The 26,415-nt window shown below is 70.6% G+C and carries 31 protein-coding genes; 23 read left to right on the forward strand and 8 right to left on the reverse strand.

The features are described 5' to 3' along the window. The 11 genes from HBH26_RS14320 to HBH26_RS14370 all read left to right on the forward strand — a co-directional run bounded on the left by HBH26_RS14320 (position 1) and on the right by HBH26_RS14370 (position 8,546). Positions 1-753, forward strand: coding sequence for a flagellar basal body rod protein FlgF (locus HBH26_RS14320; RefSeq protein ID WP_168135304.1), 753 nt, complete (start codon positions 1-3; stop codon positions 751-753). A gap of 100 nt (positions 754-853) precedes the next feature. After that, complete coding sequence (gene flgG / locus HBH26_RS14325) at positions 854-1,636, forward strand: flagellar basal-body rod protein FlgG (RefSeq protein ID WP_168135305.1); 783 nt, start codon at positions 854-856, stop codon at positions 1,634-1,636. Further along, positions 1,633-2,319 (forward strand): flagellar basal body L-ring protein FlgH, encoded by a 687-nt coding sequence (locus HBH26_RS14330; RefSeq protein ID WP_420824992.1) that lies wholly within the window; start codon positions 1,633-1,635, stop codon positions 2,317-2,319. Before flgG ends, HBH26_RS14330 begins: the two co-directional genes overlap by 4 nt. Before the next feature lie 32 nt (positions 2,320-2,351). Further along, positions 2,352-3,446, forward strand: a complete 1,095-nt coding sequence (locus HBH26_RS14335) for a flagellar basal body P-ring protein FlgI (RefSeq protein ID WP_209308590.1) — start codon at positions 2,352-2,354, stop codon at positions 3,444-3,446. Further along, positions 3,443-3,781: a rod-binding protein gene (locus HBH26_RS21225; RefSeq protein ID WP_168135307.1), complete on the forward strand. Its 339-nt coding sequence runs from the start codon at positions 3,443-3,445 to the stop codon at positions 3,779-3,781. The genes HBH26_RS14335 and HBH26_RS21225 overlap by 4 nt, the downstream gene beginning before the upstream one ends. Then, positions 3,778-5,112 (forward strand): flagellar hook-associated protein FlgK, encoded by a 1,335-nt coding sequence (gene flgK / locus HBH26_RS14345; RefSeq protein WP_168135308.1) that lies wholly within the window; start codon positions 3,778-3,780, stop codon positions 5,110-5,112. The genes HBH26_RS21225 and flgK overlap by 4 nt, the downstream gene beginning before the upstream one ends. After that, complete coding sequence (locus tag HBH26_RS14350) at positions 5,112-6,005, forward strand: flagellin N-terminal helical domain-containing protein (RefSeq protein WP_168135309.1); 894 nt, start codon at positions 5,112-5,114, stop codon at positions 6,003-6,005. The genes flgK and HBH26_RS14350 overlap by 1 nt, the downstream gene beginning before the upstream one ends. A gap of 185 nt (positions 6,006-6,190) precedes the next feature. Next, on the forward strand, positions 6,191-7,054 hold the full coding sequence (motA, locus tag HBH26_RS14355) for a flagellar motor stator protein MotA (protein ID WP_168135310.1): 864 nt from the start codon (positions 6,191-6,193) through the stop codon (positions 7,052-7,054). A 1-nt stretch (position 7,055) separates the two neighbouring features. Continuing rightward, positions 7,056-7,964 (forward strand): flagellar motor protein MotB, encoded by a 909-nt coding sequence (locus tag HBH26_RS14360; protein WP_168135311.1) that lies wholly within the window; start codon positions 7,056-7,058, stop codon positions 7,962-7,964. Positions 7,965-8,020: 56 nt separating this feature from the next. Beyond that, positions 8,021-8,284 carry a BrnT family toxin gene (locus HBH26_RS14365; protein WP_168135312.1) on the forward strand — a complete coding sequence of 88 codons (264 nt, stop codon included), beginning with the start codon at positions 8,021-8,023 and terminating at the stop codon, positions 8,282-8,284. Next, positions 8,274-8,546 (forward strand): BrnA antitoxin family protein, encoded by a 273-nt coding sequence (locus tag HBH26_RS14370; protein ID WP_168135313.1) that lies wholly within the window; start codon positions 8,274-8,276, stop codon positions 8,544-8,546. The genes HBH26_RS14365 and HBH26_RS14370 overlap by 11 nt, the downstream gene beginning before the upstream one ends. Positions 8,547-8,573: 27 nt before the next feature. On the opposite strand, the gene HBH26_RS14375 is transcribed toward HBH26_RS14370, so the two are convergent. The 3 genes from HBH26_RS14375 to HBH26_RS14385 are packed head-to-tail and all read right to left on the reverse strand — an operon-like array spanning position 8,574 to position 11,320. Then, the gene (locus HBH26_RS14375; RefSeq protein WP_239024812.1) at positions 8,574-9,545 is read right to left on the reverse strand and encodes an isoaspartyl peptidase/L-asparaginase family protein; all 972 of its coding nucleotides are present in this window, start codon (positions 9,543-9,545) and stop codon (positions 8,574-8,576) included. Positions 9,546-9,567: 22 nt separating this feature from the next. Further along, on the reverse strand, positions 9,568-10,746 hold the full coding sequence (locus HBH26_RS14380; RefSeq protein ID WP_168135314.1) for an acyltransferase family protein: 1,179 nt from the start codon (positions 10,744-10,746) through the stop codon (positions 9,568-9,570). A gap of 43 nt (positions 10,747-10,789) precedes the next feature. Then, complete coding sequence (locus tag HBH26_RS14385; RefSeq protein WP_239024813.1) at positions 10,790-11,320, reverse strand: DUF1993 domain-containing protein; 531 nt, start codon at positions 11,318-11,320, stop codon at positions 10,790-10,792. A 69-nt stretch (positions 11,321-11,389) separates the two neighbouring features. On the opposite strand from HBH26_RS14385, the gene ispG reads away from it, so the two are divergent. From ispG to HBH26_RS14420, 7 genes are all read left to right on the forward strand, one after another. Then, positions 11,390-12,535 (forward strand): flavodoxin-dependent (E)-4-hydroxy-3-methylbut-2-enyl-diphosphate synthase, encoded by a 1,146-nt coding sequence (gene ispG, locus HBH26_RS14390; protein WP_168135315.1) that lies wholly within the window; start codon positions 11,390-11,392, stop codon positions 12,533-12,535. Between the two features lie 36 nt (positions 12,536-12,571). Beyond that, positions 12,572-12,802 (forward strand): AbrB/MazE/SpoVT family DNA-binding domain-containing protein, encoded by a 231-nt coding sequence (locus tag HBH26_RS14395; protein WP_168135316.1) that lies wholly within the window; start codon positions 12,572-12,574, stop codon positions 12,800-12,802. Then, positions 12,799-13,179 carry a PIN domain-containing protein gene (locus HBH26_RS14400; protein WP_168135317.1) on the forward strand — a complete coding sequence of 127 codons (381 nt, stop codon included), beginning with the start codon at positions 12,799-12,801 and terminating at the stop codon, positions 13,177-13,179. Before HBH26_RS14395 ends, HBH26_RS14400 begins: the two co-directional genes overlap by 4 nt. Further along, on the forward strand, positions 13,176-14,075 hold the full coding sequence (locus HBH26_RS14405; RefSeq protein ID WP_338057395.1) for a DMT family transporter: 900 nt from the start codon (positions 13,176-13,178) through the stop codon (positions 14,073-14,075). The genes HBH26_RS14400 and HBH26_RS14405 overlap by 4 nt, the downstream gene beginning before the upstream one ends. Continuing rightward, positions 14,072-14,548: a GNAT family N-acetyltransferase gene (locus tag HBH26_RS14410; protein WP_168135318.1), complete on the forward strand. Its 477-nt coding sequence runs from the start codon at positions 14,072-14,074 to the stop codon at positions 14,546-14,548. Before HBH26_RS14405 ends, HBH26_RS14410 begins: the two co-directional genes overlap by 4 nt. After that, positions 14,548-14,868, forward strand: coding sequence for a DMT family transporter (locus HBH26_RS14415; RefSeq protein ID WP_168135319.1), 321 nt, complete (start codon positions 14,548-14,550; stop codon positions 14,866-14,868). Before HBH26_RS14410 ends, HBH26_RS14415 begins: the two co-directional genes overlap by 1 nt. Before the next feature lie 302 nt (positions 14,869-15,170). Beyond that, complete coding sequence (locus HBH26_RS14420) at positions 15,171-15,524, forward strand: TfoX/Sxy family protein (protein WP_168135320.1); 354 nt, start codon at positions 15,171-15,173, stop codon at positions 15,522-15,524. A 103-nt stretch (positions 15,525-15,627) separates the two neighbouring features. Here HBH26_RS14420 and ppa read toward each other — a convergent pair whose 3' ends face one another. The 3 genes from ppa to HBH26_RS14435 form a co-directional block, all read right to left on the reverse strand. Further along, positions 15,628-16,206: an inorganic diphosphatase gene (ppa, locus tag HBH26_RS14425; RefSeq protein WP_168135321.1), complete on the reverse strand. Its 579-nt coding sequence runs from the start codon at positions 16,204-16,206 to the stop codon at positions 15,628-15,630. A 28-nt stretch (positions 16,207-16,234) separates the two neighbouring features. Continuing rightward, entirely contained in the window at positions 16,235-18,151 is a 1,917-nt protein-coding gene (locus HBH26_RS14430) for a M61 family metallopeptidase (RefSeq protein WP_168135322.1), read from the reverse strand. Positions 18,152-18,240: 89 nt separating this feature from the next. Continuing rightward, on the reverse strand, positions 18,241-18,879 hold the full coding sequence (locus HBH26_RS14435) for a DUF1345 domain-containing protein (RefSeq protein WP_168135323.1): 639 nt from the start codon (positions 18,877-18,879) through the stop codon (positions 18,241-18,243). A gap of 49 nt (positions 18,880-18,928) precedes the next feature. Here HBH26_RS14435 and hisS point away from each other — a divergent pair, with 49 nt between their 5' ends. The 4 genes from hisS to HBH26_RS14455 all read left to right on the forward strand — a co-directional run bounded on the left by hisS (position 18,929) and on the right by HBH26_RS14455 (position 23,759). After that, the gene (gene hisS / locus HBH26_RS14440; RefSeq protein WP_168135324.1) at positions 18,929-20,137 is read left to right on the forward strand and encodes a histidine--tRNA ligase; all 1,209 of its coding nucleotides are present in this window, start codon (positions 18,929-18,931) and stop codon (positions 20,135-20,137) included. Positions 20,138-20,165: 28 nt separating this feature from the next. Continuing rightward, on the forward strand, positions 20,166-21,242 hold the full coding sequence (prfA, locus tag HBH26_RS14445) for a peptide chain release factor 1 (protein WP_168135325.1): 1,077 nt from the start codon (positions 20,166-20,168) through the stop codon (positions 21,240-21,242). 496 nt (positions 21,243-21,738) lie between these two features. Then, complete coding sequence (gene prmC, locus HBH26_RS14450; RefSeq protein ID WP_168135326.1) at positions 21,739-22,575, forward strand: peptide chain release factor N(5)-glutamine methyltransferase; 837 nt, start codon at positions 21,739-21,741, stop codon at positions 22,573-22,575. A 260-nt stretch (positions 22,576-22,835) separates the two neighbouring features. After that, positions 22,836-23,759: a DUF4167 domain-containing protein gene (locus HBH26_RS14455; RefSeq protein WP_168135327.1), complete on the forward strand. Its 924-nt coding sequence runs from the start codon at positions 22,836-22,838 to the stop codon at positions 23,757-23,759. Between the two features lie 66 nt (positions 23,760-23,825). Here the strand turns inward: HBH26_RS14455 and HBH26_RS14460 are convergent, their stop codons facing one another. After that, positions 23,826-24,110 (reverse strand): hypothetical protein, encoded by a 285-nt coding sequence (locus tag HBH26_RS14460; protein ID WP_168135328.1) that lies wholly within the window; start codon positions 24,108-24,110, stop codon positions 23,826-23,828. Positions 24,111-24,172: 62 nt separating this feature from the next. Here HBH26_RS14460 and HBH26_RS14465 point away from each other — a divergent pair, with 62 nt between their 5' ends. Then, the gene (locus HBH26_RS14465) at positions 24,173-24,601 is read left to right on the forward strand and encodes a CBS domain-containing protein (protein WP_168135329.1); all 429 of its coding nucleotides are present in this window, start codon (positions 24,173-24,175) and stop codon (positions 24,599-24,601) included. 6 nt (positions 24,602-24,607) lie between these two features. Here HBH26_RS14465 and HBH26_RS14470 read toward each other — a convergent pair whose 3' ends face one another. Further along, positions 24,608-26,074: a lipopolysaccharide biosynthesis protein gene (locus HBH26_RS14470; RefSeq protein WP_168135330.1), complete on the reverse strand. Its 1,467-nt coding sequence runs from the start codon at positions 26,072-26,074 to the stop codon at positions 24,608-24,610. Positions 26,075-26,415: the final 341 nt, after the last annotated feature.

The raw sequence follows: 26,415 nt of genomic DNA on the forward strand, positions 1-26,415 counted from the left end.
GTGGACAAGCTGGTCTACACCGCGGCGACGGGCCTGCGCGCGCATATGCAGGCGCAGGCCGCGATCGCCAACAACATGGCGAACGCCTCCACCACCGGCTTCCGCGCCGACCGCGTCGTCTTCGACCGCATCATGCTGTCGGACGGCACCACCGCCCTTTCCGCGCGCCAGCCGACGGGCGAGGAGATCCGCGACGCGGACCGCTCCGCCGGCACGATGCAGCACACCGGTCGCGCGCTGGACGTGGCGGTCGAGGGGCGTGACGCCTGGATCGCGGTGCAGGCGGGCAACGGCGAGGAGGCGTACACCCGCCGCGGCGACCTGTCGGTCAGCGAGAGCGGCACGTTGCAGACCGGCGACGGCTTCCTCGTGATGGGCCAGTCGGGCCCGATCACGCTGCCGCCGTACCGGTCGCTGACGATCGGCGCGGACGGCTCGATCTCGATCGTGCCGCAGGGCGACGCCACCGGCACGCCGCAGGTGATCGACAAGCTGAAGCTCGTCTCCGGCAAGGGCTCCGACACGGTGAAGGGCCTCGACAACCTGATGCGCGTGCGCGGCGGCGGGGTGCTTCCCGACGATCTCGACGCCAAGGTCGCGTCGGGCACGCTGGAAGGCAGCAACGTCAACATGACCCAGGCGCTGGTCGACATGATCGAGAACCAGCGCAGCTACGAGGTGCAGGCGAACCTGATGAAGGAAGCGCGCACCATGGACGAGGCGAGCGCGCAGCTGATGCGCGTGACGGGCTAGAAATGATCAACGAAACCGTTCGTGCTGAGCTTGTCGAAGCACGTGCCCGGAACACGCCCTTCGACAGGCTCAGGGCGAACGGGCTGGAAGGAGGCCAAGAATGACCACCGCCGCCATGCACATCGCGCGCACCGGGCTCGACGCCCAGGACACGCGGATGCGCGTCATCTCGAACAACCTGGCCAACGTGAACACCACGGGGTTCAAGCGCGATCGCGCCGCGTTCGAGACGCTGAGCTACCAGGTCGTCACCGCCGCCGGCGCCAATTCCACCGCGGAGACGCGCTACGCCACCGGGCTGAACCTGGGCACCGGCGTTCGCGTGCAGGGCACCGCTCGGATCGACACGCAGGGGTCGATGAACCAGACCGGCAACAGCCTGGACCTGGCGCTGGACGGCGACGGCTACTTCCAGGTGCAGCTGCCCGGCGGCCAGCTGGGCTACACCCGCGCCGGCAATTTCTCGCGCTCGCCCGAAGGCACGCTCATCACCAGCGAGGGCTATCAGGTGATGCCCGGCATCACCGTGCCGGAGGGTGCGACGCAGATCACGATCGGCGGCGACGGCACCGTCTCGGCCACGGTCGGCGGGCAGACCTCGCAGCTGGGGCAGATCCAGGTGGCGAGCTTCCCCAACGCCGCCGGGCTCCAGTCGGGTGGCGACAACTACCTGATGGAGACGGTCGCCAGCGGCGCCGCGAACCTGGGCGTCGCCGGCCAGGACGGCCGCGGCCAGGTGCGCCAGGGGATGCTGGAGGCCAGCAACGTGAACGTCGTCGAGGAGCTGGTCGACATGATCGAGACGCAGCGCGCGTACGAGGTCAATTCGAAGATGATCTCCGCCACCGACGACATGCTCAAGTACGTGAACCAGAACCTGTGACGCACGCGCGCCTCTTCCCCGGCCTCGTCGTCCTCGTCGCCACCGTGCTGGCGCCCGGCGCCGCCGGCGCCTGGCCGTTCAAGGCCAAGGCGAAGGAGGATTTCACCGCCGCGCGCGCGCCGCTCGCGCCGGTCGCCCCGCCGGTGGCCGACGGCGCGATCTTCCACGCCGCGGACGGCTATGCCGCGCTGCACGAGGGCTGGCGCGCGCGCCGCGTCGGCGACCCGCTGACGATCGTGCTGGTCGAGCGCACGGCGGCGTCCAAGTCGGCGTCGTCCAAGCTCAATTCGGACGGCAGCTTCGGCATCACGCCGCCCGCCACCGGTCCGTTCAACCTGTTCAACCCCAGCGATATCGGCGCCAGCGGCAACCGCGGCTTCAACGGCACCGGCGCGGCGGACCAGTCCAACTCGCTGTCGGGCGAGGTCAGCGTGACGGTGAAGGAGGTCTATCCCAACGGCACGATGCTGGTGCAGGGGCAGAAGCGCGTGACGCTGAACCGAGGCGACGAGTTCGTGCAGATCAAGGGGATCGTCCGCACCGCCGACGTCGATCGCGACAATCGCGTCGCCTCCACCCGCGTCGCGGACGCGCAGATCGCCTACACCGGCAAGGGCGACGTCGCCCGCGCCAGCCGCCAGGGCTGGCTCTCCCGCTTCTTCCAGGTCGTGAGTCCGTTCTGATGACGCACACGCTTCCCGTCCGCCTGCGCGCGATGATGTGGTTCCTCGCCGCGATGGCGATCGGCCTGGTCTTCATCCAGCCCGCCTACGCCGACCGGATCAAGGATCTGGGCGGGTTCCAGGGGGTGCGATCGAACCAGCTGACCGGCTACGGCGTGGTCGTCGGCCTGCCCGGCACGGGCGACGACAATCTCGAATATACGGTGCAGTCGGTGAAGGCGGTCGCCAGCCGTTTCGGCCTGCAACTGCCGCCGCAGGCGAACCCGGGGCTGAAGAACGCCGCTGTGGTGATGATTACGGCGGAACTGCCCGCCTTCGCCAAGCCCGGCCAGCGCATCGACATCACGGTCGCCAGCATGGGCAAGGCGAAGTCGCTGCGCGGCGGCAGCCTGGTGCTTGCCCCGCTGCTCGGCGCCGACGGACAGGTCTACGCGATGGCGCAGGGCAACCTTGCGGTGGGCGGGTTGGGCGCAGAGGGCGCGGACGGGTCGAAGATCGTCGTCAACATCCCCTCCACCGGCCGCATCCCGGAGGGCGCGACGGTGGAGCGTACGGTCGCGACCGGCTTCGCCGACACGCCGTTCCTGACGTACAACCTGCAACGCGCCGATTTCACGACCGCGCAGAACGTCGCCGCCGCGATCAACCGCCGGCTCGGCCTCGGCACCGCCCAGGCGGTGGACGCGGTGTCGGTCGCGGTGCGCGCGCCGGCGGGGGCGGACGTCCGCTCCGCGCTCATGTCGCAGATCGAGAATCTCAGCGTCGATTCGGCCGAGCCGTCGGCGAAGGTGATCGTCAACGCGCGCACCGGCACCGTCGTCATCAATTCCGCCGTGCGCGTCGGCCCCGCCGCCGTGACTCACGGCAAGCTGACGGTCCGCATCGACGAGAACCAGCGCGTCAGCCAGCCCGCGCCGCTCAGCGGCGGGCAGACCGCGCTGGAGCGCAAGTCGAACATCGACGTCGACGAGGAGAAGAAGCCGATGTTCGTCCTCGCCCCCGGTCCCAAGCTCGCCGACGTGGTGAAGGCGGTGAACGCGATCGGCGCCAGCCCCGCGGATCTCGTCGCGATCCTGGAGGCGCTGAAGGAAGCCGGCGCGCTCAAGGCGGAGCTCGTGGTCCTGTGACGGCCCCCGTCTCCATCACCGGCCAGACCGGCATCGCCTCCGGCCTCGACCGCACCCAGTCGAAGGACAGCCTGAAGAAGGCGGGCCAGCAGTTCGAGGCGGTCTTCACCGGCATGATGCTGAAGTCGATGCGGCAGGCCAAGCTCGCCGATCCGCTGTTCAGCAGCCAGGCGCTCGACACCTTCCGCGACATGTCCGACCAGAAGGTCGTGCAGCAGATGGCGGACCACACGCCGCTCGGCATCGGCAAGGCGATGACCGATTTCCTGTCGCGATCGATCCCGGCGCCTTCTCAACCCGATCTTAACCAAGGGTCGGCTACGCGAGTCGAATGAGCGACCTGCTCTCCATCGGCGCCTCGGGCGCGCGCGCGGCGCAGACCTCGCTGACGACGGTGTCGGAGAACATCGCCAACAGCGGGGTCGCCGGCTATTCGCGTCGCGCCGCGGTGAATGCTGAGCTCGCCACCACCAATTCGCTCGGCACCAACGGCTTCGGCGTCCGCGTATCGGGCATCCAGCGTTCGGGCGACATCTTCAAGACGCAGGCGGTGCGCACCGCGGGCACCGATCTCGCGCGCACCAACACCGCCTCCACGCTGATGACGGACATCCAGACCGCGCTGACCGGCGCGGAACTGGACAAGCGCGTCACCGACTTCTTCGGTCAGGCGACGAAGCTGGCCGCCGACCCGTCCTCGCTGACGCAGCGGGCGACGATGCTGGAAAGCGCGCGCGCCACCGCCATGTCGTTCAATCAGACCGGCCAGGCGCTGGTGCGGGCCACGGCGGACATCGACGCGCAGGCCGATGCGGAGACCGCACGGCTGAGCCGGCTGGCCGAAGGGCTGGCGAAGGTGAACACCGGCCTGGCGCGCGCACAGCCGGCCACCGCCACCGCGGCGGCGCTGATGGACCAGCGCGACCAGCTGCTGGAGGAGATGAGCGGCATCGCCGACGTGTCGACCAGCTACGACGGCTACGGCCGGGTCGCGGTGAAGCTGGGCGGTGCCACCGGGCCCACGCTGGTCGAAGGAAACCTGGCCGGCGACGTGGGCTATGCCCGCAACGACGAAGGCGCGGTCCAGTTCGTCGTCAACCGGCAGTTCACGACATCCTCCTTCGTGCCGACGGGCGGGAGCCTCGCCGGCCTCGCCGACGCCGTCGGCAAGGTCACCACCGCGCGCAAGGAAATCGACTCGCTGGCAGCGGCCTTCGCCGACGGCGTCAACGCCGCGCAGGCCGGCGGCCGCGACATGGACAATGTCGCGGGCGAGAAGATCTTCACCTTCGACCCGCTGCGTCCCTCGCAGATGACGATGACGCTGGAAGATCCCCGCGGCATTGCCGCCGCGGCGGCGGACACGGGGCCGCGCGACGGCAGCAACCTGGCCGCGTTCCAGACGCTGCGGACGACCAGCGGCGTCGAGGCGAAGCTGACCCGGCTGGTGTCCGACAACGCCGCCGCGATCGAGAGCCGCGCCACCGTGGCGGCGGCGCAGACCGCGATCCTGGACGGCGCGGTGGCCGCGCGCGATTCCGCCAGCGGCGTCAATCTCGACAACGAGGCGGTGGATCTCATCCGCTTCCAGCAGGCCTTTCAGGCGTCCAGCCGCGTGATCCAGGCCGCGCGCGACATCTTCCAGTCGATCCTGGAGATCCGGTGATGTCCTTCGGCGTCTCCACTCGCGGCTTCTACGACCGGTCGACCAGCGTGATGACCGGGCTGCAAAAGCAGGCCGACAAGGCGATGGTCCAGATCTCCACCGGCAAGCGCCTCCAGGTGCCGTCCGACGATCCGGTCGCCTATCAGCGCCTTCAGGTGCTGCGCCGCGCGAGCGCGGACGAGGCGGTGTACGGCGCGAACGTGAAGGTGGCGCAGGCGACCCTGCAACAGGCCGACACGCAGCTCGACGAGATCTCGACCCAGCTGCAACAGGTGACCGAGCGCGCGCTGCGCGCCGCCAACGGCACCATGTCGGCCAACGACCGCGCCTCCATCGCGATCGAGCTGCGCAGCATCCTGGAGACGATCGTCGCCGCCGCGAACGTGAAGGACGCGCGCGGCCTGCCGCTGTTCGGCGGGCAGGGGAACGAGCCGTCGGTGGCGTCGAAGCCGGACGGCAGCCTCGATTTCGCACCGGGCAGGCAGACCGCGATCCCGATCGGCGACGGTCAGGCGGTGGAGCCGGGCGTGAGCGCGGGCGAGGTGCTGAAGATCGGGAACGGGCGGGACATCGGTGCGGTGGTCACCGCGCTCATCACCTCGCTGGCGGCCGGTGAGGCGCCGGCCGACGCGGATCGCGCCGATCTCGCCGCACTTTCCGAGCAGGTGATCCAGGCGCAGACCAGCGTCGGCGCCCGCGCCGCGCGCGTCGATCTGCAGGCCGGCTATTTCGCCACCGCCGCGCTGGAGCGCGAGGACACGCGCTCTGGGCTGGAGGATGCGGATCCGGCGCAGGCGATCACCGACCTGAAGCGCGCCATGACGATCCTCGAAGCGACGCAGGCGAGCTTCGGCAAGCTGTCGCAGATGTCGCTCTTCGACTACATCCGATAGGCGAAATTCCTTTCGCCGATCCGCGCCCGCGCATCCGGGCGCCTCGCCGCCCGCCGACAGCTCGAACCGCGCCGCCGCGCCGATCCGCCCGGCACCTTGCGACCGGCAGGAAATCGCCGCCGCGGGTAACGGTTTCCCAACCCTCGCGCGGTTAACAGGGCGCGTACCACAAATGGGAATCGTCCATGTTTCCGGCCATCGGCATCGTCGTCCTCATCGCCATGGTGTTCGGCGGGTTCGCCATCACCGGCGGCGCCCTCGGCCCCGTCATGCACGCCATCCCGCACGAGATGCTCATCATCGGCGGCGCCGCCGCGGGTGCGCTCATCATCGGCAATTCGGGCAAGGAGCTGAAGGCGATGGGCGGCGGCCTCGCCAAGGTGTTCAAGGGGCCGAAGTACAAGAAGCAGGACTATCTCGACGTCATCTTCCTCGTGTCGAAGCTGATGAAGATGCTGCGCATGGAGGGCCCGATCGCGGTCGAGCCGCACGTGGAGGATCCCAAGTCCTCCGCCGTGTTCGCCGAATATCCGCGCCTGCTGGCCGACCACACGCTGGTGAACCTGATCGCCGACACGCTGCGCCTCGTCGTCGTCTCCTCCGGCACGCTGGACGTGCACGCGGTGGAGGAGGTGATGGATCATTCGATCAAGAACCATCACCACGACGTGGAGGGGCCGCAGCACACGCTGACCAGCCTCGCCGATTCGCTGCCCGCACTGGGCATCGTCGCCGCCGTGCTCGGCATCGTGAAGACCATGGGCTCGATCGACAAGCCGCCCAGCGTGCTCGGCGGGATGATCGGCTCCGCGCTGGTCGGCACGTTCATGGGCGTGCTGCTGGCCTATGGCGTCGTCAATCCGCTCGCCAACCGGCTGCAGCAGGTGATCGACGCCGACGCCGCGATCTACGACGTGGTGAAGCAGATCATCATCGCCTCCCTCCACGGCCATCCGCAGCCGCTGGTGATCGAGGCGGCGCGCGCCGGCATCGCGCACAAGAACCAGCCCGGCTTCGCCGAGGTCTTCGACGGATTGCGGGGCAAGTAACGTGGCGAAGGCGGCACCGCACGGGAAGAACGAACCGCCCAAGGTGGTGGTCGTCAAGAAGATCACCGTGGTCGCCGGCGGCCATCACGGCGGCGCGTGGAAGGTCGCCTATGCCGATTTCGTGACGGCGATGATGGCGTTCTTCCTGCTGCTGTGGCTGCTGGGCGCCACGACGGAGAAGCAGCGCAAGGGCATCGCCGACTATTTCGCGCCGACGCTGCTCGACAACCGCTCGCTCGGCATCGGCGGCAACGGCCCGTCGGGTGGCGAGTCGCTGGTGTCGGAGAACAAGATCGGCCCCCAGCCGGGACAGGCGATGCAGCAGGCGATCATGGTGAAGCCCGTGGCGGGCGGCGGCAGCATGAAGGGCTACGGCGACAAGGGCTCGCTGCGCTCCACCCTGCGCGAGGTGCAGGCGGAGGACCGCAAGAACTTCGCGAAGCTGAAGGCGGAGGTGATCCGCAAGATCGCCGAGACCAAGGCGCTGGCGAAGCTGGGCAAGCACATCCGCTTCACGATGACGCCGGACGGGATGCGGATCGACCTGATCGACGATGCCGATTACTCGATGTTCGCGCTGGGCACGACCGCGTTGGAGCGCGACGCGTCGAAGCTGATCGGCATGGTGGCGGAGGGGATCCGCGGCACCGCCAACCCGATCATGATCCGCGGCCACACGGACAGCGTCCCCTTCGGCGATCCGCGCGCGATGAACAACTGGATGCTCGCGTCCGGCCGTGCCGAGGCGACGCGGCGCCGGCTGGCCCTGGGCGGCATCCCCGAGGCGCGCTTCAACCGCATCGAGGGCGTCGCCGACCGCGAGCCGATGATCGCCAACGATCCGATGGACCCGCGCAACCGGCGCGTGGCGGTGACGCTGCTCTACCGGCCGGGGACGTTCGGGCAGTAGCGCTCGACCACGAACGCGGCTTGAACAAGCGACTTTTCGCATCTACGTTTATCGGCGTGGACATCACGTTCGACCCGGCCAAGGACGATGCCAACCGTCTGAAGCATGGCTTGTCGCTCGCCGATGCCGCGGCGTTCGAGCTGTCTCAGACGATCGTCGAAGCGGACAGGCGGCGTGACTATAGCGAGGCGCGGTTTCGTGCCTTTGGACGGGTCGAGGGCGGGGCCGGATGCCTGGTCTTCACCGTGCGCTCGGGCGAGGTCCGGGCGATCAGCTACCGTCGTGCCCACGCGAAGGAGATGCGGCGTTATGATCTATGATGAAGAGCGTCCCGTCGTGTTCGACGAGGACAATCCCGAGTGGACCGACGAGGATTTCGCTCGCGCGCGACCGGCGCACGAGGTTCTCCCGCCCGAGGTGATCGCCGCTTTCGGCAAGGGTCGTGTCGGCCGCCCCGTCGGCACCACCAAGGACCAGGTCTCGCTCCGCATCGATCGCGACGTGATCGCGCGATTCCGCGCCGGCGGGCCGGGATGGCAGTCGCGGATGAACGCTGCGCTGCGCGCCGCCGTCGGGCTGTAGGGCGGCGCGGGGCGCGATCCCCGCCCGCTACTTCTCGTCGCCGTAGATCGCGACCTTCCGCTCACCGGCCGCGGTTGCGACGCCGCGGTACATCCCCGGCGTGTTGAAGCTCCAGGCGACGTCGCCGTTCGGGCCGGTGACGATCACGCCGCCGGTGCCGCCCATCGCCTTCACGGTCGCCATCACGGTGTCGGCGGCCTGTTGCAGCCCTTCGCCGGCGAAGCGGACGCGGGCGCAGATCTCGTGCGCCACGCCCTCGCGGATGAAATATTCGCCCGATCCCGTGGCGGACACGGCGCAGGCGCGATCGTCGGCGTAGGTGCCGGCGCCGATCAGCGGCGAATCGCCCACCCGGCCCCAGCGCTTGCCGGTGACCCCGCCGGTGGAGGTGGCGGCGGCGACATGGCCTTTCGCGTCGCGCGCGACCGCGCCGACGGTGCCGTACTTCATGTCGACGTCGAACCAGCCGACGCGCCGCGCCTTCAGTTCGTCCAGCTGGCGTCGGCGCTCGGGCGTCGCGAACCAGCTGGGATCCACCTGCTCCAGCCCCTGTTCGCGGCTGAAGGTGTCGGCGCCCGCACCGATCAGGAACACGTGCGGGCTCGCTTCCTTCACCTTGCGCGCCAGGCTGATCGGGTGGCGTGTCCGCGTCACGCCCGCCACCGCCCCGGCGGAACGGTCGCGCCCGTCCATGATCGCGGCGTCCAGCTCGTTGGTGCCCTCGTAGGTGAACACGGCGCCGCGCCCGGCGTTGAAATGGGGATCGTCCTCCAGCACCTTCACCGCCGCTTCCACGGCGTCGACGGCGGGGCCGCCCTTCGCCAGCACGGCCCGGCCGGCGTCCAGCGCCTGCGCCAGTGCGGCACGAATCGCACGGTCCTGCTCGGGCGTCAGCCGCTCGCGCTCGATGACGCCGGCACCGCCGTGGATGACGAGCGACCAATGGGGGGCGGGATCGGCGGCGGCGGACATCAGCAGGGCTCCGAGGATCAGCGACATGGGGTTCTCATGGGGACGGCGCTCATACGATCGCGGGACGGGGATCGACATGGGTGCGCCGGGATGCGTGGCGGCGCAAGCCGATCAGCGGGCGCAGCCACGGCACCGCGCGGCCGCCGAAGTAGAAGGCGAGGCACGATGCGATCGTCGCCGCGACCAGCAGCAGGAAATCGGCCCACGCGGGCAGCCCCGCGCCCATCAGCCACCACGCGCCCAGAACGATCGCGGTCTGGTGGATGATGTAGAAGGGGAACACCGCCTCGGTCAGCATTGGGCGCCAGCGATGGTCGCGGTTCCAGTGGCGGTCGGCGAACCCGATCAGCGCGGCGACCGCGGTCCACCCCTCCACCGCGCGCGCGACGGAGAAGATCGTGCCGAACGGCCGCGGCATCGTGCCGCCGGGCCAGCGGAGCTCGATCCCGGCGACCACGGCATAGGCGAGGAGCGCGATACCCGCGCTCGCCGGCCACCAGCGGCGCAGGTCGGCCAGCGTGGCGGGGGCGGCGGCCATGCCGAAGCCGAACAGGAAGGCGGGCAGGTAGCTGAAATGCGCCACCCAGTCGCCCGCCAGCGCGTGCGTCTCCCGCCCGCCGGGGAACAAGATGAAATTGACCAGCACCATCCAGCCAAGCGGCACGACGAGCAGCGCCGGCCCCCGCGCCACGCGGTCGAACCCCCGCTGCACGCCGCGCCGCACCGCCGCCGGCAGCGCGCCGACCAGCAGCGCGAGCGCCATCGAATAGCACCACAGGTACCCGACGAACCACAGGTGGTTCCACGTCGGCAGCACGATCGGCCCCACCGCGCCGAAGCGGAAATAGTCGTGCACGTAGAAATGCGCGAAGCCGTGCGCGTAGCCGTACTTGCTGGTCAGCTCGACCCACGGCTGCGGCGGCACCACCAGCGCGACGCCGAAGGCGAGCGGCACCAGCAGCCGCAGCGAGCGCTGCCGCGCGAACTTGCCCGCGGTGGCGTTGCGCTTCAGCAGCGCGCGGCTGGCATAGCCGGACACGACGAACAGCAGGCTCAGCCGCCACGGGTTCGACGCCATCATCGGCACCGCCACCCACCACGCGCCGGGCAGCTTCGCGTGAAAGTCCCACGGCACGAACACCATGCCGACATGGTAGAGGATCAGGATCGCGAAGGCGCCGATCCGCAGCCAGTCCAGGCCGTAGTGACGTTGTACGGGATTACCCATCGTGGCCGCGCGCCTAGCAGCTTCGTCGCGGCCTGGCCAATCGTCACCCTGCCGGGCGCAGCCGCAGCCGCCCCAGGAAGTCGGCCTTGCCCAGCTTCACCCCCTCCTTGCGCAGGATCGCGTAGGCGGTGGTGGCGTGGAAGTAGAAATTGGGCTGCGAGAAGGACAGCAGGAACTGCCCCGCGGTGAAGGGCAGCCGCATCTCGCCCATCACGAAGTCGGTCGGCTGCTCCGCCGTGGCGTCGAATGCGGCGCGGTCGATCGCGGCGAGATGGGCGTCGGCCTCCTCCACCAGCGCGCGCAGCCCCGCGAAGTCGGTCGGCCACATCGACCGGCTGGGGCTGAAGCTGCCGGCCTGCACCCCCGCCCACGCGCCGGCGGAATGGTTGGCGCAGGATTTCACCTGATAGCCGAACGGCAGCATGTCGCTCGCCAGCCGTGCGTCGATCAGCGCCGCCTCGTCGCGGCCCTGCGCCTGCGCGAAGGCGGCGGCCTTGTCGATCAGGCCCGCCACCGCGCCCAGGATCTGCCGGTTCGACGGAATCACCGCGTCGTAGAGCGAAAGCGTCATCATCCTGCCCCTTCAGTTCCGTTTATGCGTGCGAGCCGCTATATCGCGCGCGAATAGATCGGGAAGTCCTTCATGTCCGTCCGTCCCTGGCGCGATATCCAGCGCCGCGCGAGCCGCCAGATCATGGTCGGCAACGTCCCCGTCGGCGGCGATGCGCCCGTCACCGTGCAGACGATGACGAACACGCCGACCAGCGACCCCGCGGCGACGATCGCGCAGATCCGCCGGTGCGAGGAAGCGGGCGTGGACATCGTCCGCGTCTCCTGCCCCGACGTGGAATCGACCGCCGCGCTGGGACAGATCGTGCGCGCCGCGAAGGTGCCGATCGTCGCCGACATCCACTTCCACTACAAGCGCGCGCTGGAGGCGGCGGACGCGGGCGCGGCGTGCCTGCGCATCAACCCCGGCAACATCGGCTCGTCGGAGCGGGTGGCGGAGGTGGTGCGCGCGGCAAAGGCGAACGGCTGCGCGATCCGCATCGGCGTCAACGCCGGCAGCCTCGAGCGCGACCTGCTGGAGAAATACGGCGAGCCCTGTCCCGAGGCGCTGGTCGAGAGCGCGCTAGACCATATCAAGCTGCTGCAGGACCACGACTTCCACGAGTACAAGGTCGCCGTGAAGGCGTCGGACGTCTTCCTCGCCGTCGCCGCCTATCAGCAGCTGGCGGAGGCGGTGGATTGCCCGCTGCACCTGGGCATCACCGAGGCGGGCGGGCTGATCGGCGGCACGGTGAAGTCGTCGATCGGCATGGGCTCGCTGCTGTGGTACGGCATCGGCGACACGATCCGCGTCTCGCTCTCCGCCGAGCCGGAGGAGGAGGTGCGCGTCGGCTTCGAGATCCTGAAGGCGCTCGGCATCCGCAATCGCGGCGTCCGCGTGGTCAGCTGCCCGTCCTGCGCGCGCCAGGGCTTCGACGTGATCCGCACGGTGCAGGCGCTGGAGGAGCGGCTCCAGCACATCCGCACGCCGATGAGCCTGTCGGTGCTGGGCTGCGTCGTCAACGGCCCGGGCGAGGCGCGCGAGACCGACATCGGCATCACCGGCGGCGGCAACGGCAAGCACATGGTCTACCTGTCCGGCGTCACCGACCACCACGTGCAGGACGCCGATATGATCGAGCATATCGTGCGACTGGTGGAGGCGAAGGCCGCGGAGATCGAGGCGGCCGATGTGGCGCGGGCCCACACGGCAGCAGCGCAGGAACTGGCGGCGGAGTAGGTCTTGTGCTAGCGTCCGGGTATAGGAGGCGCGCCCATGACCTACCATGCGAAGGTGATCGCCGGCGGCAAGATCGTCATCCCTGCGGATCTGCGTCGCGAACTCGGTATCAAGGACGGCGATTCGGTCGTGCTGGAGCGCGAGGAGGGTGCCATCACCCTGCGGCGCGACGATCCCGACGCGGCGCTCGCGCGGCTGCGCGGCGGCTTGAAGGACTATAGCGTCGATCGTTTCCTGCGCGAGCGGCGGCAGGATTGGGGGGAGTGAGGCAGGTCATCGACTCATCGGTGCTGGTCGCGTTCCTGCGCGACGAGCCCGGTGGCGACGTTCTAGTCCGCGACGATGGCCCGTTCCTTCTGTCCACCGTCAATCTCGCCGAGGTGCTGACCAAATTGATCGAGCTGGGGCTGAACATCGACGACGCTGATCTCGTCATGCGTCGCCTGCCGATCGTGCACGTCGAGCACACGCGCGAGGACGCGCGCCGCGCTGCCGAGCTGCGTCCTTTCACCATGTCGCTCGGTCGGTCGCTCGGCAACCGCATCTGCCTCGCGCTGGGCCAGCGCCTGAACGTGCCGGTCCTCACGGCCGACACGGCGTGGGCCGCGCTCGACATCGGCGTCGACGTCCGCCTGATCCGGTGAAGGCCTCCGCCCGCCATCTCTCCCCCGCCGCCGCCTTCGCCGTCGCGGCGGCGGGGATCGGGCTGTTCTCGATCATGGATGCGTTCATGAAGTCGCTGACGCTCGCGCTCGGCGTCTACAACGCGCTCACGTGGCGCACCGCGCTGTCGACGATCATCGGCGGCACCGCGTGGCGGGCCAGCGGCGGCGGGTGGCCGTCGCGCGCGGCGGCGCGGCTGCACGTCCTGCGCGGTGCGATCACCGCGGCCATGGCGCTGCTCTTCTTCTGGGGGCTCGCGCGCGTGCCGATGGCGCAGGCGATCGCGCTGTCGTACATCGCGCCGCTGCTCGCGCTCCTGCTCGGCGCGCTGCTGCTGAAGGAGCGGGTGGGCCCGCGCGTGATCGCCGCCTCGGTCGCCGCGCTCGCCGGCGTGGCGATCATCCTCGTAGGCCATCGCGCGGCGGCGCTGGGGCCGGAGGCGTTCGCGGGCGCTGCCGCCATCCTCGTCTCGGCCGTGCTCTACGCGCTGAATCTCGTCGTCGCGCGGGTGCAGAGCCAGGCCGCGCGCCCGGGCGAGATCGCCTTCTTCCAGTCCGCCATCGTCACCGCCATCCTGCTGCTCGCCGCGCCGTGGCTGCTGGTGCTGCCCCCTGCGGCGGAATGGCCGAAGATCGCCGCCGGCGCGCTGCTGGGCACGGGCTCGCTGTTCCTGCTCGCCTGGGCCTATGCCCATGGGGAGACGGGCTATCTCGCCACCACCGAATATACCTCGTTCGTCTACGCCGCGGTGCTCGGCTGGCTGGTGTTCGGCGAGCGTGTCGCGCCCACGACGCTGGCGGGGGCGGGGGTGATCGTCGCCGCCTGCCTCTTCGCCGCGCGCCGTCGCGTGCCCAAGGTGATAGAGGGCGCGGCATGATCGTTCGCCCCGCCACCTCCGCCGACGTTTCCGTCATCCTGCGCTTCGTGCGCGAACTCGCCGCCTATGAGCGCGAGCCCGACGCGGTGGAGGCGACGGAACCGATGCTGGCCGAGGCGCTGTTCGGGGCCGTCCCCGCGGCGGAGGCGGCGATCGCCGAAGTCGACGGCGAGCCGGCCGGCTTCGCGCTGTTCTTCCACAATTTCTCGACATGGACGGGGCGGCGCGGCCTCTATCTCGAGGATCTGTACGTCACCCCCGCGGCGCGCGGGCGGGGGGTGGGCAGGGCGCTGCTCGCCCATCTCGCCGGCATCGCGCTGGACCGCGGCTGCGCGCGGTTCGAATGGTCGGTGCTCGACTGGAACGAACCCGCGATCGGCTTCTACCGCGCGATCGGCGCGGTCGGCATGGAGGAATGGACGGTGCAGCGGCTGACGGGCGACGCGCTCGCGCGGCTGGCGGGGCGCGGTTGATGGGCTGGATCTGGCTGGTCCTGGGCGGGCTGTTCGAAATCGGCTTCACCACCTGCCTGCGCCATGCGGAAGGCTTCCGCAACGTGCCGTGGACGCTCGGCTTCCTCGTGTCGGTCACGCTGTCGATGGGGCTGCTGGAACTCGCCTCGCGCTCCATCCCGATGGGCACGGCCTATGCGGTCTGGACCGGCATCGGGGCGCTCGGCACCGTGCTGATCGGGATCGTCTGGTTCGGCGAGGCGGCGACGCTCGTCCGCCTCCTGCTGATCCTCGGCGCGGTGGCCTGCATCGCCGGGCTGAAGCTGACCGCGGGGCATTGAGGCTGGAGGCGCGATGAAGAAGCGGCCCGCGCAGAGGCGCGGAGCCGCAGAGAGGGCGCGCCGGCAGGACCGTCCCGCGTCTGCGGGACAAAGATCGCTGCCCGCCTCCGATCGTCAGCTGCCGGTGGCGGCTCGGGGGCTTCACGGCATCCTTCTTCTCCGCGTCTCCACGTGAACAAACCTTCCTTCTTCAACACGGCGGCAGAACGCAAAGGCGTTGCAGGCGAAGAGCCGGCTGCGCCAGGATCGCGAAACCCGCCGGCGCATGAAGCGGAAGGGGGCCGGGCGCGAAGGGGAAAGACATGCCGCTCGATACCGGCCTGATCGACTGGGTGGCGGAGGGGATAGCGCCGCTCGGCACCGTCACGCACCGGCGCATGATGGGCGGCGCGACGCTCTACTGCGACGGGACCGTCTTCGCGATCGTCGACGGCGACGGCAGCCTCTGGTTCAAGGGGGATGCGGTCAGCGACCCCGCCTGGGACGCGGCAGGCTGCGCGCGCTTCACCTACGAGCGCGGCGACGGGAGCGTGGCGAGCATGAACTACCGGCAGGCGCCCGACGACTGCCTCGACGATGCCGAGGCGCTGCGCCAATGGGCCGTCCTCGGCATCGAAGCGGGCAGGCGGGCGCCGGTGAAGAAGTGCGGCAAATAGCCCTCTCCCCTTCGATGATGGTTGGGTGAGGGGCCGCCACGAGCGCTGCGCTCGTGGCGGCCCCTCACCCCCACCCTCTCCCGAAAGGAGAGGGCGAGGATGACTACTCCCGGCCCGGCACGTCGTGGTCGTGCGGTTCCTCGCCCTGCGCCTTGGCGGCGTTGTAGCGGTCGATCGCCTCCAGCGTGATGCGGCGCGCTTCCTCGCGGTCGCCCCAGGTGCCGATGCGCACCCACTTGGTCTTCTCCAGATCCTTGTAGTGGGTGAAGAAATGCTCGATCTGCTCGAACACGATCTCGGGCAGGTCGTCCTTCTCGCCGACCTTGGAATAGTAAGGGAAGGTTTGGTCCACCGGCACGCAGACCAGCTTCTCGTCGCCGCCGGCCTCGTCCTCCAGGTTCAGCACCGCGATCGGCCGGGCGCGCACGACGCATCCCGGGATGAACGGCGAGCGCGCGACGACCAGCGCGTCGAGCGGATCGCCGTCCGGCGACAGCGTGTGCGGCACGAAGCCGTAGTTCGCCGGATAGCGCATCGGCGTGTGCAGGATGCGGTCGACGAACAGCGCGCCCGACGCCTTGTCGAACTCGTACTTCACCGGTTCGCCGCCGGTCGGCACCTCGATGATGACGTTCAGGTCGTCGGGCGGGTTCTGCCCGACCGGGATGAGGTCGATACGCATGGAATCTCCGTGTCGTGATCCTTGGGTGTCAGCGCGGGGCGAGCAGCCTGTCGAGGCCGCCGTCCGCCGTGCCGATCTTCTCGAGCCGCGGGTAGCGTAGCCCCCCGTGATAGTCGAGGGCGACGGTGCGATAGCGATCGCCCTCCTTCACCATCAGCGGGATGGGCGCCTTCGTGCCCTTCGCCGCCGCGATCGCGCCCTTCAGCGCGTCGGGCGTGAACGCCTCGCCGTCCACCGCCACGATCGTGTGGCCGACGGTCAGCCCGGCGGCGAAGGCGGGGCTGTCCCACGTCACGCCCGAGACCTCGCCCGCGGCGGTGCCGACGACGAAGCCGCCCGAGTAGGTCAGGTCGACGATCTTGCGCGTGCCCTCGTTCGCCTTGAACGACGGGGTGGGCGCGTCGGTGTAGATCAGACGATAGCCGTTGCGGGCGAATCCCTCGATCGGCGCGCCCTTGGCGTGCTCGGTCAGGCGGCGGGTGAGATAGCCCTTCCAGTCGTAGGGCTGGATCGCGTCCAGCGTCGCGGCGACGTCGTCCAGCGTGTACGTCACCTCGCCCCAGTCCCCGTCGCGGATGCCGAAGAAGGCGCGGGCGAAATCATCGATCGACCTGGTGCCGCCCGATTTCTCGCGCAGCAGCGAATCGACGTCCATCCACACGAGCAGCCCCTCGTTGTAATAGTCCTCGCTGCGCTGCCAGCTGGTCCAGCCCTTGGGCCGGCGGGCGGAGATGACGGGATCGTTGGTGGTGTCGACCAGGTCGCGCCACGCCCGCGCGGGCTGGCTGTCGTACAGCGCCATGATCGCGGCATATTGGTCCAGCGTGTCCTGCTTGCTGACCAGCCCTGACCGCGCCTGCAGCACGTAGCCCCAGAATTGCGTCTGCCCCTCGTACACCCACAATAGCGACCCGCGCATCGGCGTGCGATAGTCTGGCGTCCACAGGTCCGCGCCGCGGCGGAACTTGCCGTCCCAGCTGTGCGTGTATTCGTGCGGCAGCAGGTTGCGGCGGCCCGGCCCCTCGTTCCATTTGGTGAAATAGCCGGGCGTCACGCCGTTCTCGCTGGAGCGGTGATGTTCCAGGCCGATCCCGCCCAGCTCGTCCGTGATCGACAGCAGAAAGGTGTAGCGGTCGTAATGCTGCGCGCCGAACGTCTTCACCGCCTGATCGACCAGCCGCTTGTGCGCGTCGACCTGCTCGGGCGTGGCGTTGAGTTCGGCGGGGTCGTCCGCATACGTCGCCAGCTTCACCCGCGGCGACAGGTCCCACGTCCTGCCGTAGCGCCCGGCGAGGATCGGCGAATCGACCAGCACCTCGTAGTTGGTGGTGTCGTAGGTGTAGGTCGATCCCGTCACCTTCGCCGGGATCGCGCCCGACGCGGTCCAGCCGTCGGGGTAGCGGACCGTCATCTGCACCGGGATCTGCCGGGTGAAGTAGCCGGCGGGGTACAGGCTGACCGAATTGGGCTGGAGCGAGATCATCGTCGGCGTCGCGACGATGCGCCCCTGGTCGCCCTTCGTCGCGGAGATGAACTGGAACCGCGCCTCGATCGTCCGCGCGCCCTGGGGCACCTCGATGTGGAAGGCGTAGACGTCGACGGGATCGCGCGTCCACTCGACCCGCCGGTTGCCCGCGGTGATGACCAGCCCGGCCAGCTTCTCGATCTCGCCGCGCGGGCTGTGCGCGCCGGGCAGCCACTTGGGGAACAGCAGCACCATCTTGCCGGCCTTGGCGACCGGGATGGTCTCCACCACGCGGAAGATGCCGCGGCGGTTGTCGGTCGCGTCCACGTCCAACCGGATCGTGCCGGGATAGCGCGTGTCCTGCGGTGCCGGGATCGTGTCGACGAACGGCACCGGCTGCGGCGCGCTGTTGCCGGCGGGCACCTGGGCGGCGGCGGCGGTGGAGGCGAGGAGGCTGGCGGCGAGGAAGCGGCGGATCATGAGCGTCCCGATATCGTTGCGACGGCGAGGCTTACGCGGATGGCTCCACCGCCTTCAAGCCTCAACCGTCCGCATCGGCGCAAGCGGCCTCACCCCCCGCCGCCGAGCACGTTGATCGTGAACGCCAGCACGCCCAGGTTGAACACGAACGCCGCGACCGCCTGCCCCGTGACGACGCGCCGCATCGTCCGGCTGGTCACCGCCACGTCGCTGGTCTGGAACGTCATCCCCAGCGTCACCGCGAAATAGAGGAAGTCCGAATAATCGGGTTCGTCCTCCTGCGGGAAATCGAGTCCCCCAGCATCCCCGCCGTCGCCCGGCCGATAGTAGAGATGCGCGTAGTGCAGCGTGTAGACCATGTTCGCGAAGCCCCAGGCGAGCGCCAGCGTCGCGAGCACCAGCGCCGTGTCCGCGCGCCCCGGCCGCTCCAGTTCCGCCGCCACCGCGACGAGCACCGCCAGCGTCGCGATGACGGCGAGCGCGAGCATCTCGCCGCGGTTCGCGTCCGTCCGCCGCGCCGTCGCGCGCATCTCCGCCGCCGACCCCTGGCGGAACAGCGACGGCATCGACAGCAGGAAGGCGATCGCGGCGACGTCGAACGCCAGCATCGGCCCGCGCTGCCAACCGTGATGCAGGATCCCGATCGGCGCGGCGGCGGCGAAGACGAGCAGGAACAGCACGAAGCGCGGCGGCGCCACCCGCCCGATCGTCTGTCGCCACCACCCCATCCGCACCCGCTAGCGCGAGCCGGGCCGCTCTACTAGATACCCGCGCTCCATGGCCCGCAATCAGACACCCCAGCGCGTGCGCGGCACGCAGGACATCTTCCGCGCCGAGGAGCGCCGCTTCGCCCACGTCCTCGCCGCCTTCGACCGCGTCCGCCGGCTCTACGGGTTCGAGCGCGTCGAGGTGCCGGTGTTCGAGGACACGCAGGTCTTCGCCCGCTCGATCGGCGAGACCACCGACGTCGTGTCGAAGGAGATGTACAGCTTCCCGGACAAGGGCGGCGATTCGCTGACGCTGCGGCCCGAGTTCACCGCCGGGATCGCGCGGGCGTACATCACGGGGGGGTGGCAGCAATATGCGCCGCTGAAGCTCGCCACCTCCGGCGCGCTGTTCCGCTACGAACGTCCGCAGAAGGGCCGCTACCGCCAGTTCCACCAGATCGACGCCGAGGTGCTGGGCGCGCCTGAGCCGGCGGCGGAAGTGGAGCTGCTGACGCTCGCCGACCAGCTGCTGAAGGAGCTGGGCATCGGCGACGAGGTGACGCTGCAACTGAACACGCTGGGCGATGCCGAAACCCGCGAGGCGTGGCGCGCCGCGCTGGTCGCGCATTTCGAGGGCCATCGCGGCGATCTGTCCGAGGAGAGCCTCGCTCGGCTCGACAAGAACCCGCTCCGCATCTTGGACAGCAAGGACCCGCGCGACCGTCCGATCGCCGACGCCGCGCCGGACATCGACGCCTTCCTGACGGCGGAGGCGCGCGCCTTCTTCGACGCCGTGACCGCGGGGCTCGACGCCGCCGGGGTCGAGTGGACTCGCAACCCGCGCCTTGTCCGCGGGCTCGATTACTATCGCCACACCGCGTTCGAGTTCGTCACCGACCGGCTGGGCGCGCAGGGCACCGTGCTGGCGGGCGGGCGCTACGACGGACTGGTTGAATCGCTGGGCGGCCCGGCGACCGCGGGCGTCGGCTGGGCCGCGGGGGTCGAGCGGCTGGCGATGCTGATCGAGGAGCCGGCGGCGCCGCGGACCGACGTTGCCGTCGTCGTCGAGGACGATGCCGCGCTGGGCGAGGCGCAGGCCGCGCTCGCCACGCTGCGCCGCGCGGGCGTGTCGGCGGAGCTGGTGGCGACGGGATCGCCGAGGAAGCGCTACGACAAGGCGCTGAAGCTGGACCCGCGCGAGACGCTGACCTTCGCCGCCGACGGCCGCCGCAGCCGCGTGCTGGACGGCGCCGGCTCGCGCACGGAGGGGCTGCTGTGATCCTCCCGGCGCCGGGGAGGACCTTCCCGTGACCACGATCTCCCCCGAACGCATCGCGCAGATCGAGGCGCGCCGCGACGAACTCGCCGCGCAGATGTCGACGGGCAATCTCGACGGCGACCGCTTCGTCCAGGTGTCGAAGGAATATGCCGAGCTGGAACCCGTCGCGCAGGCGGCGGGCGAGGTGCGGCGGCTGCGCGCGGAGGCGGAGAGCCTCGCCTACATGACCGAGGACGCCGACGCGGACCTGCGCGCCATGGCAGAGGAGGAATTGCGCGAGAACAAGGTGGCGCTGGCGGAGGCGGACCGCCGCCTCGCGCTCGCGCTGCTGCCGCGCGACGCCGCCGACCAGCGCTCGGCGATGCTGGAGGTGCGCGCCGGCACCGGCGGGGACGAGGCCGCGCTGTTCGCCGGCGACCTCCTGCGCATGTACCAGCGCTACGCCGAGGGACGGGGCTGGCGCGTCGAGCTGATCTCCGCCTCGGAAGCGGAGCTGGGCGGCTACAAGGAGGCCGTGGTCGGCATCACCGGCGCGGGCGTCTTCGCGCAGCTGAAGTTCGAGAGCGGCGTCCACCGCGTCCAGCGCGTGCCCGTGACGGAGAGCGGCGGCCGCATCCACACCTCCGCCGCCACCGTCGCGGTGCTGCCGGAGGCGGAGGAGGTGGACGTGCAGATCGACGAGGCGCGCGACCTGCGCATCGACGTCTATCGCTCGTCCGGGCCCGGCGGCCAGTCGGTGAACACCACGGATAGCGCGGTGCGCATCACCCACCTGCCCACCGGGCTCGTCGTCATCCAGCAGGACGAGAAGTCGCAGCACAAGAACAAGGCCAAGGCGCTGAAGGTCCTGCGCACCCGCCTGTACGAGGCGGAGCGCGAGCGGCTGGCGGCCGAGCGATCGGGCACGCGGCGGGCGATGGTCGGCTCCGGGGACCGCTCGGAGCGGATCCGCACCTACAATTTCCCGCAGGGCCGCGTCACCGACCATCGCATCAACCTGACGCTGCACCGCCTGCCGGAAATATTGCAGGGCGAGATGGACGAACTGATCGGCGCGCTGATCGCCGAGGACGAGGCGGAACGGCTGGCGTCGCTGGAGGGCTGATCCGCGATCTTGCTTCCGCGCTCGCGGCCGGAACTCCGGCGTGCGCAGGGCCGCGGAAGCTGCGTTCACGCGGAGGCGCAGAGCAAAGAGGGCTAGTTCGCGCGGAGGCGCAGAGAAGGTCCCCGCCGACCCAACGCGCGCCAGCGATGCACCAACTCACCCGGCGGCCAATCACGGAGCGCCGCTGGCGGCTCGGACCCTGACCGCGAACGACACCTCTCTGCGCCTCCGCGTCTCTGCGCGAACCAACCTTCTTCGTGGCGTCGTGCCTTTGCGTGAGCCCATCCCCGGCCGGCGACACGCCGCACCGATCGACCGAAGCGCTGTCCTACGCCGCCCCCGCCAGCTATTTGCGCCGCATGATCCCCACACCCATCGCCAGTGTCGCGTCGGTGACGCGCGCCTGTCGCGTCCAAGTCGCCTCCCCGTCGCCACCCCGGCGCGTCGCCCGCGGAAACCGCGCCGGCACCTCAACATCCTCAACGTTCGCGACGCCATGACCACCGCCCGTCAGGCGCTCGCCGAGGCCGCCGCCCGCTTCGATTTCTCCGCCACTCCCCGGCTCGATGCCGAGCTGCTGCTCGCCCACGCGCTCGGCGTGCCGCGCGAGCGGCTGCTGCTGACGCTCGCCGACCACGCCGTGCCCGCCGCCTTCGCCGACCTCGTCGCCCGGCGCGCGCGGCAGGAGCCGGTCGCCTATCTCACCGGCACGCGCGCCTTCTGGACGATCGACCTCGCCGTCGGTCCCGGCGCGCTGGTGCCGCGCGCGGACAGCGAGACGCTGATCGAGGCGGCGGTGGATCATTTCGCCGGCACCGCGGGGCCGCGCCGCGTGCTCGATCTCGGCACCGGCCCGGGCACGCTGCTGCTCGCCGCGCTGGCGCAATGGCCGGAGGCGACCGGCTCGGGCGTTGACGCCTCGCCTGCCGCGCTCGACTGGGCACGGCGCAACGCGCGGGCGCTGGGGATGGAGGCGCGGACGACGCTGCGGCATGGCAACTGGGCGGAGGGGATCGACGCGCGCTTCGACCTGGTGCTGGCGAACCCGCCCTATATCGCCGCGGGCACCGCGCTGCCCGACGAGGTGGCGCGGCACGAGCCGGCGAGCGCGCTGTTCGCGGGCGCCGACGGGCTGGACGACTATCGCCGCATCGCCCCCGCGCTGCCGCGGCTGATCGCGCCGGGAGGCGTCGCGTGCGTGGAGATCGGACACGACCAGGGCGACAGCGCCGCCGCGCTGTTCCGCGCGCAGGGGCTGGCGGTGGCGCTGCGGCGCGACCTCGCCGGGAACGACCGCTGCCTCTCGATCCTGCCTCCGGTCGCAGGACCTTGAAAGCGGCGTGCCAGCGCACGATATTTCGCTTTGAGAACCGGGTTCGACCGTCTAGACGTGGCGGAGGGGCTCGCGACATCGACATCATCGCACGATGTGGGGCGTCAGGCCCGCTTTACGTCATCAACCGCCGACCGTCGGCGGCCATGGCAATCCGGCACGCGGGGCCAGCGCCCGTGCCGGCGTACAGGTGCAACCCGCTACAGGAGCGGACGCCGTTCATCGCGAACGGGCTTTGTATCAAGGACGGGAACGGGAATTTGATCAACAACCGGCAGAACGGCCGCCGTCGCGGTCGCGGTGGTGGCGGCGGACAGCGTCAGAACGGCGGTGGCGGCCAGGGACAGCGTGACAGCGGCAACCGGATCGACAGCCGCGCGCGCGGCAATGCGGCGCAGCTGCTGGAGAAATATCGCAACATGGCGCGAGACGCGCAGATGTCCGGCGACCGCGTGAACACCGAATATTACCTCCAGTTCGCCGATCATTATTTCCGCGTCCTGGCCGACCAGCGCGGCCGCTCCGACGAGCAGATGCCGCGCCGCCTGCGCGACGATTTCGACTCGTTCGACGGCGGCTTCGACGGTGCCGACGATTTCGGCGACGAGGGCGATCAGGTCCGCGCCGACGAGCAGCTGCGCGGCTCCGAGGGCGAGGGCCGCGGCTCCCGCGACCGCGACGACGCGCGCCAGCCGCGCAACCGCGAGGACGGCCGCCAGTCGCGCGATCGCGACGAGAACCGCCAGTCGCGCGATCGCGACGAGAACCGCCAGTCGCGCGACCGCGACGAGAACCGCCAGCCCCGCGACCGTGAGGACGGCTACCAGCCGCGCGAGCGCGAGGAGCGGCGTCCCCGCGTCGAGGCGCGCCGCGACGCCGCACCGGCCTTCCAGCCCGCGGCCGAGCCGGCGAACGACCTCGCCAATGTCCCGCCCGCCGCCGTGACCGACGCGGAGGAGGCGCCGCGCCGTCGCCGCGGACGCAAGCCGCGCGAGGAGCAGGTGGCGGAAGCGGGTGCGCCCGACGCCGCGGCCGACATGGCGCTTGGCATCGATCGCCTGCCGCCCGCGCTGGGCGTCCAGGCCGCCGCGCCCGCGGTCGACGACGAGGCCGGGGAGGAAGCGCCCAAGCCGCGCCGCCGCCGCGTCCGCACCGCCGCGGCGGAGGCGCCGCAGGTCGGCTGACCTCGCGCCCCGGCTCGACCACGCGGACGGCGTCGGCCCCCCGACCGGGCCGGCGCCGTTCGCGCGTCAGCGCCCGTCGCGGTCGGGCGTGAAGGCGTCCACCGCCTCGTCGTGCCCGGTGCCCGAGCTCATGAAGGCGAGCCCCATCAGCGCCCCCGCCATCGCCACCGACCCGACCACCCCGCCGAACAGCGCCAGCACCGCCACCCAGCCGAGCGGGCCGTAGGCGCGGCCCACCAGCACGATCGCCACGCCGGCCGCCACCACCCCCGCCGCCGTCGTCGCCGCCAGGATGCGCCGGAACCGCCGCCAGGCGAAGCGCGCGTAGTGCGGATCGTCGAGGCCCGTCATCCCGCTTGCATCTGCGACAGGACGTGCCACCTTTCCAGCCCATACGCGAAGGGAGAGGCCAAATGACCATCGCGGCGATACTCGCGCGCAAGGGTGCGCAGGTGTGCACCATCGATCCGGAAACCCGCGTCGCCGACGCGATCGCGCTGCTGGCGGAACGGCGCATCGGCGCGATGCCGGTGGTGGAGGGCGGCGTCGTGGCCGGGGTCTTCTCCGAGCGCGACGTGATCCAGGGGCTGGCCGGCGGCGACACCGCCGTCCTGGCGCGGCCGGTACGCGAGGCGATGACGGCGCCCGCGGTGACGGTGGCGTCCGACGACGCCGTGCTCGCCGCGCTGTCGCTGATGACGCGCCGCCGCATCCGCCACCTGCCGGTGGTCGACGGCGGCGCGCTGTCGGGCATCGTCTCGATCGGCGATCTCGTCGCCTATCGCATCGATCGGATCGAGGCGGAGGCGGCGGCGATGCGCGACTATATCCAGCAGTCCTGAGCGGCGTCACCGCCGCGCGAGCGAGACGATGTCGCGCAGCAGCGGGCGCGCGATCAGCAGCATCGCCGCGGCATAGGCGAGCACGCCGGTTCCGACCAGCAGCGCCAGCCGCGGGACGGCGTCGGCGACCGGCAGCGCGCGATCGACCAGCCGCACCGCCCCCGCCATGGCGACGGCGGCCGCGGCCGACGGGGCGACGGCGTGCAGCAGATCCCCCGCCCGCGCGCCGATCACCGGCAACGCCCGCCGGCTGCCCAGGGCGAGGTAGAGCGGATAGGCGCCGAGCCACGCGAGCGCGAGGCCGGTCATTCCCCATCGAACGCCGACCAGGAACGCGAGCGTCAGGATCGCCGCCCCCTCCATCCCGCTGCGCACGCCCACGTCGGGCCGCCCGATCGCGTCGCACGCGGGCGCGTACAGCACCTGCAGCGTCATGAACGGCATCGCCAGCGCCAGCAGCGCGACCACCGGCGCCGCCGCCGCCCATTTCGCCCCCAGCACCGCGGTGACCAGCGGGCCGGCGGTGACGGCGAGCCCCAGGTAGAAGGGCAGCGCCGCCGCCATCACCAGCCCCACCGCCCGCACGAACGCCGCCCCGCGTGCCGCCGGATCGTCCCGCAGTCGCGCATAGGCGGCAAAGGCCACCTCGTTCAGCGGCGGCACCACCTTCGCCACGAAGATCTGCGCCAGGAACAGCGCGGTCGTGTAGAGGCCCAGCTCGTGCGGCGACAGCGTGCGCCCGGCGATGAAGACGTCGCTCTGGCTTTGCAGGAACCAGAACAGCTGGCCCAGCGCCATCATCCCGCCGAACCGCGCCAGCGTGCCCGCGCCGCGGAAGTCGAACGCGGGACGCAGCGGCATCCGCGCCGCGCGCGTCAGCATCAGCGCGCGTACGCAGAACAGCATCGCCGGCGCCGCCACCAGCGTCCACACGCCCCAGCCGGCGAGCGCCCCTGCCAGCGCCGTGACTGCTCCGGCCACTGCCGCCGCCATGTTGGCACTCGCCTGCGCGCGGAAATCCAGCGCGCGACCCAGCAGAGCGGCGGGCAGGGCGATGAACGGCGTCGTGAGGTTCAGCAGCGCCTGCGCGCGCACCAGGCCGGCGATCTCGGGCTGCCGGTAATAGGCGGCGACCAGCGGCGCCATCAGCGCCTGCGCGATGGCCAGGCCGCCGTTCAGCAGGAGCAGCATGCCGAGGAGCTGGCGCACCTGCCGCCGGTCGACGGTGGGCGCGCGGACCAGCGCGCTGGCGAGGCCGTAGCCGTTCATCATGCTGAGGAACGACATCACCACCTGCGTCATCGCGAACAGGCCGTAGTCGCTGGGCGCGAGCAGACGGATGACGAGGAACGTGGCGCCCCATTGGACCAGCTGCGCCGCGATCTGCGATCCCGATCGCCAGATCACGGCGCGGCGGACCTGCCGGGTGAGCGATTCCGCTGCGATCGCAGGATGATTCGCGTCGGTCGCCATCGCCGCGGGGTAGCCCGCGGCCCGCTTACAACCGGTTAAAACGGCGGATTTCTGCGGGGTTCCGATCGAACTGCAAGAAAACTGCAAAAAGTGTTTGACCGAATCAAACGGCCTGCATAGAAGTCACCTCACCGCAGCGGCGGCCTTCACCGGCATCGCAGCGGTCACCGAGAGACTGGCGCAGCGGCCCACCTGAAAGGGATAGGGCTGGCGAGGCGTCGGTTTTTCTGGCTCTTTGACATTGTTGAATTGATGAAGGGACATGTGGGCGGCGGTTTGGCCGGTCTGTGTGGCGTTATCGAGGCGTCGTATGGATCGTTAAAGCCAGGCCGTTTCTCGCA

This window comes from Sphingomonas corticis (assembly GCF_012035195.1).
GTDB classification, from domain to species: domain Bacteria; phylum Pseudomonadota; class Alphaproteobacteria; order Sphingomonadales; family Sphingomonadaceae; genus Sphingomonas; species Sphingomonas corticis.